Annotated in this window: 10 protein-coding genes and 4 pseudogenes; 7 read left to right on the top strand and 7 right to left on the bottom strand. The window is 72.0% G+C overall.

Features of this window, described 5'->3' with window-relative positions:
* From ACWDEX_RS02960 to ACWDEX_RS02950, 3 genes and pseudogenes are all read right to left on the bottom strand, one after another.
* Positions 1-221, bottom strand: a pseudogene (locus ACWDEX_RS02960) (hypothetical protein); the annotation flags it as partial.
* A gap of 112 nt (positions 222-333) precedes the next feature.
* Positions 334-1,641: a zf-HC2 domain-containing protein gene (locus ACWDEX_RS02955; RefSeq protein ID WP_450461357.1), complete on the bottom strand. Its 1,308-nt coding sequence runs from the start codon at positions 1,639-1,641 to the stop codon at positions 334-336.
* The gene (locus ACWDEX_RS02950; RefSeq protein WP_450461356.1) at positions 1,635-2,216 is read right to left on the bottom strand and encodes a sigma-70 family RNA polymerase sigma factor; all 582 of its coding nucleotides are present in this window, start codon (positions 2,214-2,216) and stop codon (positions 1,635-1,637) included. The genes ACWDEX_RS02955 and ACWDEX_RS02950 overlap by 7 nt, the downstream gene beginning before the upstream one ends.
* A 356-nt stretch (positions 2,217-2,572) precedes the next feature.
* Between ACWDEX_RS02950 and ACWDEX_RS02945 the strand changes: the two genes are divergently transcribed.
* Together ACWDEX_RS02945 and ACWDEX_RS02940 are read left to right on the top strand one after the other, a co-directional pair.
* Positions 2,573-2,989 (top strand): STAS domain-containing protein, encoded by a 417-nt coding sequence (locus ACWDEX_RS02945; RefSeq protein WP_450461355.1) that lies wholly within the window; start codon positions 2,573-2,575, stop codon positions 2,987-2,989.
* A gap of 513 nt (positions 2,990-3,502) precedes the next feature.
* Positions 3,503-3,994, top strand: a complete 492-nt coding sequence (locus tag ACWDEX_RS02940; protein WP_450461354.1) for an ATP-binding protein — start codon at positions 3,503-3,505, stop codon at positions 3,992-3,994.
* 464 nt (positions 3,995-4,458) lie between these two features.
* Here ACWDEX_RS02940 and ACWDEX_RS02935 read toward each other — a convergent pair.
* A pseudogene (locus ACWDEX_RS02935) lies at positions 4,459-4,560 on the bottom strand (cyclase family protein); the annotation flags it as partial.
* 138 nt (positions 4,561-4,698) lie between these two features.
* Between ACWDEX_RS02935 and ACWDEX_RS02930 the strand changes: the two are divergent.
* Positions 4,699-5,976: pseudogene (locus tag ACWDEX_RS02930) on the top strand (MFS transporter); the annotation flags it as partial.
* Here the strand turns inward: ACWDEX_RS02930 and ACWDEX_RS02925 are convergent.
* Positions 5,860-6,915: a GlxA family transcriptional regulator gene (locus tag ACWDEX_RS02925; protein ID WP_450461353.1), complete on the bottom strand. Its 1,056-nt coding sequence runs from the start codon at positions 6,913-6,915 to the stop codon at positions 5,860-5,862. The pseudogene ACWDEX_RS02930 and the gene ACWDEX_RS02925 overlap by 117 nt on opposite strands.
* A 71-nt stretch (positions 6,916-6,986) precedes the next feature.
* Between ACWDEX_RS02925 and ACWDEX_RS02920 the strand changes: the two genes are divergently transcribed.
* Positions 6,987-8,279, top strand: coding sequence for an MFS transporter (locus ACWDEX_RS02920; protein WP_450461352.1), 1,293 nt, complete (start codon positions 6,987-6,989; stop codon positions 8,277-8,279).
* Between the two features lie 87 nt (positions 8,280-8,366).
* Here ACWDEX_RS02920 and ACWDEX_RS02915 read toward each other — a convergent pair whose 3' ends face one another.
* A complete protein-coding gene (locus ACWDEX_RS02915; RefSeq protein ID WP_450461351.1) occupies positions 8,367-9,566 on the bottom strand; it encodes a flavin-containing monooxygenase in 1,200 nt (399 codons plus the stop codon).
* 171 nt (positions 9,567-9,737) lie between these two features.
* Here ACWDEX_RS02915 and ACWDEX_RS02910 point away from each other — a divergent pair, with 171 nt between their 5' ends.
* The 3 genes and pseudogenes from ACWDEX_RS02910 to ACWDEX_RS02900 all read left to right on the top strand — a co-directional run.
* Positions 9,738-10,340 (top strand): GNAT family N-acetyltransferase, encoded by a 603-nt coding sequence (locus ACWDEX_RS02910; RefSeq protein ID WP_450461350.1) that lies wholly within the window; start codon positions 9,738-9,740, stop codon positions 10,338-10,340.
* Between the two features lie 59 nt (positions 10,341-10,399).
* A complete protein-coding gene (locus tag ACWDEX_RS02905; RefSeq protein WP_450461349.1) occupies positions 10,400-10,711 on the top strand; it encodes a hypothetical protein in 312 nt (103 codons plus the stop codon).
* A 35-nt stretch (positions 10,712-10,746) separates the two neighbouring features.
* A pseudogene (locus tag ACWDEX_RS02900) lies at positions 10,747-10,899 on the top strand (GNAT family N-acetyltransferase); the annotation flags it as partial.
* A gap of 133 nt (positions 10,900-11,032) precedes the next feature.
* On the opposite strand, the gene ACWDEX_RS02895 reads toward ACWDEX_RS02900, so the two are convergent.
* Positions 11,033-11,698 (bottom strand): pyridoxine/pyridoxamine 5'-phosphate oxidase, encoded by a 666-nt coding sequence (locus ACWDEX_RS02895; RefSeq protein ID WP_450461348.1) that lies wholly within the window; start codon positions 11,696-11,698, stop codon positions 11,033-11,035.
* Positions 11,699-11,719 lie beyond the last annotated feature (21 nt).

The following is an 11,719-nucleotide window of genomic DNA, read 5'->3' as shown; positions in this document are numbered from 1 at the left end:
CCGTGCAGGGCCTGCAGCGTGATCGCAGTGGCAAGGATCTGCGGCGGCATGCTGGGCCGCCCGTTCGCCGACGGGTACATGTCCGCGAACATCTCCGCCCGGAACAGCGCACCACGATGCTCGGCCAGGAACGCGAACACACTCCCCGCCGGGATCAACTCCCGGCACGTCTCCCACACATCCGGCCCGACCGTCTCCCCGGCCCATTCCCCCATCACCACACCAAAGAGTCTGGCCCCGCCGCTCACGCGGCGGGGCCAGAACCCCAAGATCTTCACGAGTCTTCTAGGGCGTGTTTCGGCTGAGGAGACCGCCCGCGATCGCCACCCGGGCCTACATCCGGCTCAGCGACGCCGCCGCGAACAGGACGTCCCTGATCGCCTCCCGGTCGCCGAACTGACCCGCGGCCGCATCCTCCGGCGGCACGTGGCCCGCGGCCAGGCGGCAGAACTCGACCCCGTCGAGCGCCACGTGCGCCACCTCGTGCCCGCCGGAACCCACCGCGCCGTGGGGGTCCTCCCGCTCAAGCGATGTCGAGGGTGGGGGAGGAGCCGAGAGCGGGGGAGAGTCCAGCGGGATCAGCCACTCGCCGCCGCCCCGGCCCTCGATCTCCAGCCGCAGGCTGCGTCCGGGTTCGCCGACGGCGACCAGGTGCCGGGTGCGGCCGAGCGGGGCCGGACGGGCCTGTCGGCAGGCCGCCAGCGCCACCGGAAGCTTCCGCGCGGCCAGGCCGATCATCCTGCTCAGATGACGTGGCGCCGGCGGCTCGTACGGATAGTCGATCGCGTTCGCGATGTCCTCCGCGTGCACCCAGCACTCGAAGGCCCGGTCCAACATCGCTTCGTGCAGTGGCAGTTCGAACCTGCCGTACGGCACCGCGAGTTGCCGGGAGCCGTTGTCGCTGAAGGAGGCGGTCCGCACCAGGTTGTGGCTCTGCTCCCGCCACGGGGTCCGGATGGAACGGGTCGGCGGGAAGTGCGAGGCACGCCAGTACGCCTCCGTGCGCCCCTCCGGCGTGCCGGTCTCGGGGGTGGTGTTCCCGAGCGGATCGTCGAGCCCCAGCGCCACCGCGACCAGCCCGTCGACAGAGAGCAGATGGGCTATGACCCCGGCGACGGTCGTACGACGGCTCGCCGGACCGGTCCCGTCGAACCACCGCAGCCGCACCGGCGCGTGCCACTCGGCGTCGCCTATGTCCTGCAGCAAGGCGTCCAGGCGCGCGGCCTCCGCCTCGTACGGAGCCGCCCACTGCGGTACCGGGAAGCGTGGCGGGCGCCGCTCCAGGCAGCTCTCCAGGACACGCGTGCGCAGCGCGGGATCGAGGTCGAGGCTCTCGGCGGGGTGCAGCAGCCCCACGGCCTCGCGCAGCCGCCGGGCCTCGTCCGCGCACGAGCCGCAGCCGCCGAGGTGCTCCTCCACGGCGGCCGTCTCCTCCGGCGAGCAAGCGGCGAGTGCCCACGCCCCGAGCAACGACTTCAGCACCGGGTGCGCGAGCACGAGCGAGGAAGGAGAAGCCGACGGTTCGGGGGAGGGCTCGGGGTCGCGCAGCGGCGGCTCGGCGTCTGTGCCGCCGAGTCCCCGCGGACCGGTCTCGTCGGCCCCGGCCGTGCGGAGATCGTCGCGTTCCGCCCCCGTCACCACGTGACCTCCGGTTCGGGAGGGGTGCCGACGGGCCCCGTCTCGTGGGCCGTGGACACCAGTTGGAGGCCGAGCCGGAGACGGCGGCGGGCCTCGTCCTCGGTGATACCGAGGTCGGCGGCGGTCTGGCGGTAGTCCCGGCGCTGGAAGTACGCGCGCTCCAGCGCCGCGCGCAGCGGTACCGGCATCGAGGTGACGATGTAGTCCGCGCGGGCCGCGACCGAGGCGTGGCGCACCTTGCGCTCCAGGTCCTCCGTGGTGCCGCGCCCGCCCCGGGAGAGCGCGGCGGTCTCGGTGGCGCGCAGTCGCTGTACGGCGAGCCGGTGGGTCAGCGTGGCGACCCAGGAGCGAAGCGGGCCCTGCGTCGGGTCGTACGACTCGGGGTTCTCCCAGACATGGGCGAACACCTGGCGTGTGACGCGGTCGGCGGCCTCTTCGTTCCCGAGCACGCGGTGGGCGAGGCCGTGTACGAGCGAGGCGTAGCGGTCGTAGAACTCACCCAGCGCGGCAGCCTCACCTCGGGCGAGCCGCTGCTGCATCCTGCGGTCCCACCGGGATCGTGCGTCCTTCTTCGCCATGCAGCCCCCTCACCCTGGTCTTGCGGCGTCCCCCTGCCTCCTTGAATGTAGTCGGCACGTCGGACAACGCACGCCCCTTTGCGGCAATGCGCGCTCCTTTGCGGCAATGCGCGCCCCTTGAGGCGCCACAAGTGATAAACGCGGTCGAGCGCGGGCCGCCGGTTCGGTCGGTCGGCTCTCCGAATGCCGCCGATCGGGCACGAGTGAACGAGACCATTACCCCAGGAATTGGCTCATCTACCTCACGCATTCGATCGATGGTCCGGTGTTTCATGGAGGGGTGTTGGGGGCAGCTCCGCTGATGGAGGCGTAGGCACCGCTTCCGTTTCTGGTCGGGCGCGGGTGAGTGGGAGGGTTTGGTGGTGACGTTCAGGGCGACCTATGGAGAGCGCGGCGAGTGGACCGTGCTCCGGGTGACGGGGGAGCTGGACCTGATCACGTCACCGGTGCTGCGCCAGCGGGTGCACGACGCGGTGGCGGACGGCCGCCACCGTCTTGTCCTCGACCTGACCGAGGTCGTCTTCTGCGACTCCAGCGGCGTCGGCGTGCTGATCGCCACCCGACGGCTGATCCGCTCCTGCCAGGGTCGGCTCAGACTGATCCTGCCCGGACGCGGCGACGACGCGGGCGCCTCCCGGCCGGGCGGGGCCGGCAGCGGGGGAGGGGCGCACGTCAACCGGGTCCTCGCCGCCCTCGGTGTGCGCCGCCTCTTCGACGTCCACCCGGACGTCGCCTCGGCCACCGGCGATGAGTCGAGCCCCCTGACGGCGTGAGCACGCCGGCTCGGCAGGGTGAGGCGACGTCACGGAACGTGTGAAGGGCGGGCGATTTCAGATGGTTCCCCGCGGGTGTCACGGATTGTGACAATTCAGGTTTGCGGGGTGTTGATGCCGGGTTGTGTCCTACGCGTGACTTGTCACGGACTGGAGTCGGCCGGGGGCTCCGGTACCTTGTGTGGGATGCGAGCGGTTTCGAGCCCGATTCACCTAGGTGCGGCCACTGTGGCGGCGCCGGGTCCGGCGATGTACGCCGCTCGCGAGGCAGGGCGGACCGTCGCGCCTGCCTGTTCGACTCACCGTGGCAAGCGTCGCACAGTATGCCGCACGTGTACTCCTTCGCGCTGGAATATGCCCGAAGCGCTTGTTGGGGTGACTGTACGTCAACCATGCTGTCGTGCACGGGAATCACGGTGCGTGATCCTGGTTCCTGCCATGCAGACGATGACCATGATCGCGGCCCCTGTGAGGCGCGAGGCGATGTGTCCGCCGGTTCGGATGGTGTGAGCGGTGCAGGTGCTTCAAGTGCAGCTGGAGATCCGGCCCGACCCCGCGGAAGTGGGGCGAGCCCGGCAGTGGGCGCGTTCGCGGCTCGCCGGGTCCGGAATAGGGGCGGACGAGCCGCTCGCCGAGACGTTGGTCCTGCTCGTCTCCGAACTGGTCACCAATGCCGTCGTGCACACCGGCTGTCCGGCCGTGCTGCGACTGCTGCTCACGGGCGTGCGTGACGATCCCTCGGGCGCCCCGGCCGGCACCGTCCGGCTCGAGGTGGCGGACGTCAGTGCCTGTCCGCCTGCGCCGCGGCACGCCCAGGGCGATGAGACGGGCGGCCGTGGGCTGGAGCTCGTGGACGGCCTCGCCGACCGCTGGGGCTGGGACCCGGAGGGTGTCGGCAAGCGGATCTGGTGCGAGGTGGACCGCTGCGGTGCCGGGGTCGCAGGCGGAACGGCGGTGTGTGAGGCGCAGCCGCCGGTGCCCCAGCTCGCGTACGGCGTGGGGTAGTCGGGTGTGCTCCGGCGCTCTCGGCGTGGGTGCACGCGCCTGGTCACGCGGCCCACGGGCTTCGGTTCCCTGAGATGAGTCGACTCTGAGTGCGCCGGGTCGTGCTTCCGTGCGCACTGTCACCATCGGGGCATAGGCGACGAATCCCCTACGAGGTGTTGACGTGGCGTATTCATATGATCACGCTGGAGTTCAGCGATTCGTCGTGAGGGGACGCCGAGGGCTGTGGTGATGGGAACCCTTGGCGAGTGCGGGTCGCGATTCGGCGTCGGCTCCTTACGGGGCCGGACGGTCTCAGGGGAAACCGTCCGGGGGTGGGACGGGTACGCCGAGCCGGATGGCGGCGCGCGACGCCGCGCTCGGGGTGGGGTGGGGGGCGCCTCCCGCTCGAGCGCAGTCCAGGGGGCGGCGCGCCGCCGGCCGACCTCTTCGTCCGCGCGGGTCTGCTCCGGATTCTGAACGGCCGGAGCCACCGGCGTTCCGGTACCGCCGACGAAGAGCTCGGGCATCGCCGACAACAGGAAGGCGTGGCGCCCCTCTTCTCCACAGGCTGTGGATAAATCTTCGGGACTCGGACCCGAGTCCCCTGCCGGTGTACTGAGTTCCGTCGTCCGGCCGTCACCGCACAGGCGTCGTCGCGTGGTTGTCCACAGGCCCGGACAACTCATGGAGGCGTTGTCGGACCATTCCCCTATCTTCGAGGCATGACTTACCGCGACGTGGCCTCCCGACAGGTCCTGACTTGGGCTGTGGTGGCCGTCGCTGCCCGGATGCCGGTCGCCATGGCCCCGCTCGCCCTGGTCTTCCTCGCCCGTGACCGACCCGGTGGCTACACCCTGGGCGCGACCCTGGCCGCGGTGTACGTGATCGGCGAGATCCTCGGCGCCCCTCTCCTGGGTATGCGTATGCGCCCCGACCTCGCCCGCCCTCATCTGGCCGCGGGTCTCGCGGCCGGGGCCGCCGGTTTCGCCGGCCTCGGCGCGTTCCCGGCCGCACACCCGGTGGTTCTCGCCGGGTGCGCGCTTTTGGCCGGTGGCGCTCCGGCCGCGGCCCCTGGCGGTCTGCGCGCCCTGCTCACCGCGCTCGTACCGCAGCGGGCCGTCGCCCAGGCTCTGTCCGCCGAGTCGATGCTGATGTCCGGCATATGGGCCGTCTCCCCGGCCGCGGTCACCGGCCTCGCCCTCGGCGTGGCACCCCGGGTGCCGCTGCTGCTGGCGGCCGCCCTGATGGCCGCGTCGGTGGCCGGCCTGTGGCTGCTGCCGCCCGGCTGGGACACCGACCCCGCGGACCAGGAGGGCCCGTCGACGCTCCGGCTGCTCGCCCGCGCCTGGCCGGTGTATATGACGGGCGCGGCCAGCCTGGCCCTGCTCTCTCTGGCCGAACTCGTCCTGCCCGCCCTGCTCGAGCAGCGCGGCGTGGCCGTCGGCTGGTCGGGCCCGCTGCTGACAGGGCTTGCTGTGGGCTCGGCGGTGGGTGCGTTCGTGTACGGGCTGCGCTCGTGGCCGGGCGGACTGGGCGCGCGGAGCCTGGTGCTGATGTGCGGGGTCTCGGCGTGTGTGACGCTGGCCGCGCTGATACCGGGCACGGCATGGATCGCCGTCGCCCTGGTCGTCGCGGGCGTGTTGCAGGCGGCCGTGATGGTCACCCGCAACCTGTCTCTGCGAGAGGCCGTCCCGGCGGGCGCCCTGGCGGCGGGCTACTCGGTGATGTACGCGGCGGTGGGCGTCGGCTACGCGGCCACGGGCTCCCTCGCGGGCGCCCTGCTCCACTTCGTCGCGCCGTCGACGGCGATCCTGGCCGGCGTCGCCCTGACCCTGGCGCTCACGCTGGTGGGAGCGCTGGGCGAGCGGGTACGACGCCCGGCGTCAACCCTCGGTGGTGGTAAGGACGTCGCCGTCGAGGGAACGGGTACCGATGTGGCCACCGGTGTCCCCACCACCGGGGCGGAACGTCCGCCGGTACGCGGTGGGCGTGACTCCGAGCACCCCCTGTAGGTGCTGGCGCATCGACTGGGCCGTGCCGAAGCCGGCGTCCCGCGCCACCTGGTCGATCGACAGATCGGTGGACTCCAGTAGGTGGCGGGCCCGTTCGACGCGCTGCTGGGTCAGCCACTGTCCGGGACTGACGCCGACCTCCTCGCGGAAGCGCCGTGTGAAGGTGCGCACGGACATGGACTCCTGCTCCGCCAAGTCACGAAGCTGGATGGGCTCGTGGAGGCGGCCGAGCGCCCAGGCGCGGGCAGCCGTCGTGGTCGCCAGCTGCGGTTCGGGCATCGGGCGCTGGATGTACTGCGCCTGGCCGCCGTCGCGGTGCGGTGGGACCACGGTGCGGCGAGCCACGTCGTTGGCGACGGCGCTGCCGTGGTCGCGGCGCACGATGTGCAGGCACAGGTCGATGCCGGCCGCGACCCCGGCGGAGGTCAGCACGTCGCCGTCGTCGACGAACAGCACGTCCGCGTCGACCCTGATCTCCGGGAAGAGCTGCTGGAAGTGCTCGGCGGACGACCAGTGCGTGGTCGCCGGACGGCCGTTGAGCCAGCCCGCCGCGGCCAGGACATAACCACCGGTGCAGATGGCGACGAGCCGTGTGCCGGGCCGGACACGGGCGAGGGCGGCGGCCAGTTCGTCGGTGAGGACGCCCTCTTCGTGCACTGGGCCCAGCTCGTACGAGGCCGGCACGACCACGGTGTCGGCGGTGGCCAGGGCCTCCGGACCATTCTCGACGAGGACGGCGAAGTCGGCGTCGGTCCGCACCGGACCCGGTGGCCGGATCGAGCAGGTGACGACGTCGTACAACCGTCGCCCCTGTGCGTCCCTGGCGAGTCTGAAGATTCGCTGCGGGATGCCCAGTTCGAAGGGCAGCAGCCCGTCGAGGGCAAGGACGACGACGCGGTGGCGGCGGAACCCATCGACAGCAGTCATGGCCCGATCCTAGCGAACACTGTCCTTCGGGCCACTCGTTTGCTGGGCGTTGCAGACGGATGCTCTACGGCGTGACCCAGACAACCGCAGCCGCAGCAACCGTCGAGGACCCGCGGCCCAGCCGGCCGCCCCGTATCCATCGCGCCTGGTTCGTCGCCGCCGTCACCTTCGTGACGATCATCGGAGCGGCGGCCTTCCGTACCCTGCCGGGCCTGCTCATCGACCCGCTGCACCAGGAGTTCCACTGGTCGCGCGGCACGATCGGCGCGGCCGTGTCGGTCAACCTCGCCCTCTACGGCCTGACCGCTCCCTTCGCCGCCGCCCTGATGGACCGCTTCGGCATCCGCAGGGTCGTCGCCGTGGCCCTCGCGGTCATCGCGCTCGGCTCGGGCGCGACCGTGTGGATGACCACGGCCTGGCAACTGCTGCTGTGCTGGGGCCTGTTGGTCGGTCTGGGTACGGGCTCGATGGCGCTGGCGTTCGCGGCGACGGTCACCAACCGCTGGTTCACCGAGCGGCGCGGTCTGGTGAGCGGCATCCTCACCGCCGCATCGGCCTCGGGGCAGTTGATCTTTCTCCCCGTACTGTCCTGGATGGTGCAGAACCACGGCTGGCGCCCCGCCGCCGTGACGGTGTCCCTCGCCGCCCTCGCGGTCGTCCCCTTCGTCTGGCTGCTGCTGCGGGACCACCCGGCGGACGTGGGTCTGAAGCCGTACGGGGCAACGGAGTTCGTGCCGAAGCCGGAACCCGTGTCCGGCGCCGCCCGGCGGACCATCACCGTGCTCCTCTCGGCGGTGCGCACGGGCCCGTTCTGGCTGCTGGCCGGCACCTTCGCGATCTGCGGTGCCTCCACCAACGGCCTGATCCAGACGCATTTCGTCCCGGCGGCCCACGACCACGGCATGCCGATCACGGCGGCGGCCTCGCTCCTCGCGGTCATCGGTGTCTTCGACGTGGCAGGCACGATCGCCTCGGGCTGGTTCACGGACCGCTTCGAATCGCGCCGCCTGCTCGCGGTGTACTACGCCCTGCGCGGCATCTCGCTCCTCTTCCTGCCCATGCTGCTGGCCCCCTCCGTCCACCCGCCGATGATCTTCTTCATCGTCTTCTACGGCCTGGACTGGGTCGCCACCGTCCCGCCCACCCTGGCGCTGTGCCGCGAGCAGTACGGCGAGGACAGCGCCATCGTCTTCGGCTGGGTGCTCGCCTCCCACCAGGTCGGAGCGGCCCTGGTGGCCTTCCTCGGAGGTGTGGCACGGGACGTGTTCGGCTCGTACGACATGGTCTGGTACGCGTCGGGCGCGCTGTGTGCGGCGGCTGCCCTGATGGCGCTGATGATCCGCAGGCGACCTGTGTCCGCTTGAAAGCTGACGAGGTTCATCAGGGCTGCGGCGAAGGGCGCGGTCAGGGGGCAGGCAGTGCGCCCGGCGCCCGGCGGGAACCGGTTCGCCTCAGCGCGCCGCGCGGACCCGTCGCACGCGGCGCGCCACCGCCCTCGCGATCTTCTGTGCGTCGATGGCCACTTCCCGGAGCATGCCGCTGATCGGGTTGGTGAACCCGGTGAAGTAAAGGCCCGGGGCGTTCCGCGGGCAGCGGGCGCCGTGGACGACCGGCCTGCCGCGGTCGTCGAGGACCCCGAGGTGGCCCACGAGCCCCTCCAGAGCGCGCTGGTACCCGGTCGCGGCGATCACGACGTCGGGGTCGATCCGGCTGCCGTCGGCGAGGACGGCCTTGCCGTTCTCGAAGCCCTCCACGGCCGCCACGACCTCGACCCTCCCCTTGCGTACGGCTTTGACGAGGCCGACGTCCTGCACGGGGATCGAGCCCTCGGCGACGCGGGAGTAGAGCCCGGTGTCGGGCCGGGGCAGCCCGTGCGCCGACAGGTCCGGCACACAGAGCCTGGCCACCGGCCCGGCCAGTGCGTCGACGAGCCGCACCGGCAGCCGTCGGACGGCGATCCCGGTGAACTGGGCCGCCCATCCCAGGACGGACCGGCGCACGATGTGGGGCGTGGTGCGCACCGCCAGCCGCACCCGGGCGGCCCCGCCCTCCACCAGGTCGACGGCTATCTCGGCACCCGTGTTGCCGACGCCGACGACGAGGACGTCCCGGTCTTGGTAAGGAGCCGCGTCGCGGTACTCGCCGGCGTGCAGGAACTGGCCGGTGTAGGCGTCGCGGCCGGGCCACTCGGGCACGCGCGGGGTGTGGTTGCAGCCGGTGGCGACGACCACCGCGCTGCCGGTCAGCTCACGGCCGCCGGTGGCGCGCAGCAGCCAGCCGGTGCCGTCCGGGGCGGGCTCGACGCGCGAGACCTCGACGCCGGTGACGATCTCCAGTTGGTGGTGCTCGGCGTACTTCTCCAGGTAGCGCACCAGATTGTCGCGGGACACCCACCGCCCGAACGACCGCGGTATCGGCAGGCCGGGCAGGGACGACAGGCGGCGCGTGGTGTGCAGGCGCAGCCGGTCGTAGTGGCGCCGCCAGGACGCCCCGACGCGGTCGGACCTCTCCAGTACGACGGCCCGTACGCCCTGGGCGCGCAGCGCGTACGCCGCGGCGAGCCCGCCCGGCCCGCCGCCGATGACGTAGACCGGCCGGTCCTCGTGGGACGGCACCTGGGGGCGCGGCGAAACTGCGGTCGAGTCGGCCATGAGCGGGAGCGTAACCAGCCGTTCCGTTGATGGGTCTCGGTCAAGACCGGAATGGGTTGCGAGTTGGTCACGGCTGAAGGGGATGGATGGAGGCGACGGTTCCGGGAGGCCGTGCACGTGTTCCGCTCCCGCTGCCGACAGCTGGCAGCGGATCGTTGGTTGAATGGCCCGATGGTCGGTATACGAGATGACTCCCGCCCTCACCCCTTCCCGGAGTTGCATGGCCACGGCCTGCGGCTGACCGCGTGGGACCCGGAATCGGAAGCCCATGTGGAGGCGTGGTTCCGGGGGCTGACGGACCCCGACTTCGTGCGGTGGAACACGCCGCTCAAGGAGGTACGGAACAGGGACGACGCACGGGAGTCGCTGCGATCCAAGGCCAGCCGCGCCGAGGAGGGCCTCGACGCGACGTTCCGCGTCACGGACGCGGCCGACGGCACGACGCTGGGCCAAGTCGGCGTCAACTGCATCGACCGTGTCGTGCGGGTCGCCCGCGTCGGCTACTGGGTACTGCCCGAAGCCCGCGGCCGGGGCGTCGCCACCCGCGCCCTGGCCGTCGCCGGCCGCTGGGCCCTGACCGACCTGGGCCTGAACCGCCTGGAACTGGGCCATGCCCTCGGCCACGAGGCGTCCTGCCGTATCGCGCAGCGGTGCGGCTTCCCGTACGAGGGAACGCTGCGCGGCGCGATGTTCGAGGCGGGGCGCAAGGACGCGTTCCGGGACGTGCATCTGCATGCACGGATCGCGAGCGACCCCGAGCCTGTGTTTCCCTGAACCCGGACCGGGTGTAAATCCGGGTGCGGGAGACGTTCGGTCGCGGAATCGTCGGAGACATGACTTCCGACGCGTACGACTGGCGTTTCACCGATGACCTGGCGGAGTTCCTCGGCCGGGCCGGGTCCTTCCTGCGGTCCCGACCAGCACTGCACACCGTGCAGTTGACGGTCGCAGACCGGCTGCGGACGGAAGGTCCGAACGCGCTCGGTGAGGAAGCGCCGTACTTCGGCTGGCTCGCGGACGAGGACGGCGGCGTACGGGCCACGGTCCTGCGCGCTGGTACGCCCGGTTCCACGCGGACGTCGGCGAGCCTGCCGGGCAGGACCCGCACCGCCTGGCCGCAAGCCGTATCGCGTACGGCGGGGTGACGCTGTGGGAGACGCCGGACGGTAGGCCCGTCGCGATGGCGGGTGCCACGCCGGAAGTCGCCGGGCAGGTCCGCGTGGCCCCCGTCTACACCCCCGCCCCGCTGCGCGGCCGTGGCTACGCGGGTGCCGCCACCGCCGCGGTCACCAGGGCCGCGCTCGACCGCGGCGCCGAAGAGGTGCTGCTCTTCACCGACCTCGCCAACCCCACGAGCAACGGGCTCTACCAGCGGCTCGGGTACCGGGCGGTGGCGGAGTTCGCGGTGCACGAGTTCCCGGCGCAGGGGCGCGGCGGGCACCCTTGTACGGCGCCGGGTGGCCTGGTCAGGGCCACAGGAGCTGCCTGCCCCACCCTCCGTCCGTGCGGCGGTAGACGAGCCGTACGTGCCGGCGCTCCCCGTCCCCCTGGAAGAACTCCACCTCCTCCGGCTGGAGGCGGTAGAGCGTCCAGGAGGGGACCGGGGCGCCCGGCTCGCGCCGCGCTCGCTCCCAGGCCGCCGCCGATGCCCGCGCCAACTCCTCGGGTGAACCGAGTACGTCACTCTGGTGCCCGGTCAGCGCCGCCGCCAGCGCTCCGGTCGAGCGGGCCCGCAGATCGGCCTGCCCTTCCTCGGCCGACCCGGGCGTGACCGGCCCGCGCAGCCGGATCTGCCGGCCCTGGGCGGACCAGTAGAAAGCGAGGGCGGCATACGGCCGGGCCGCGAGCTGTCTTCCCTTGCGGCTTCCCGTGTGCGTCGCGAAGGCCCAGCCGTCCGCGTCCGCGCCGTGGAGCATCACGATCCGGACGTCAGGCGTGCCGTCCGCGTCCGCGGTCGCCAGCGACATCGTGTGCGGCTCGGTCTGCCCCGCCGCCACCGCCTGCGCGAACCACCGCGTGAACAGTTCCAGCGGCTCCGCGGGCGCCGACGCCGGGTCGAAGGCGGGCAGTTCGGTGTTTTCCGGAGCCCACACCCGCAGGGAGCTGAGCAGCTCGTGAAGATCCGTTCCCATGGACCCGAGTATCACCCGCCG

The organism is Streptomyces sp. NPDC001020 (assembly GCF_053599115.1).
The sequence above is the reverse complement of the archived record's forward strand: the minus strand, read 5'-3'. Positions and strand labels throughout refer to the sequence as shown.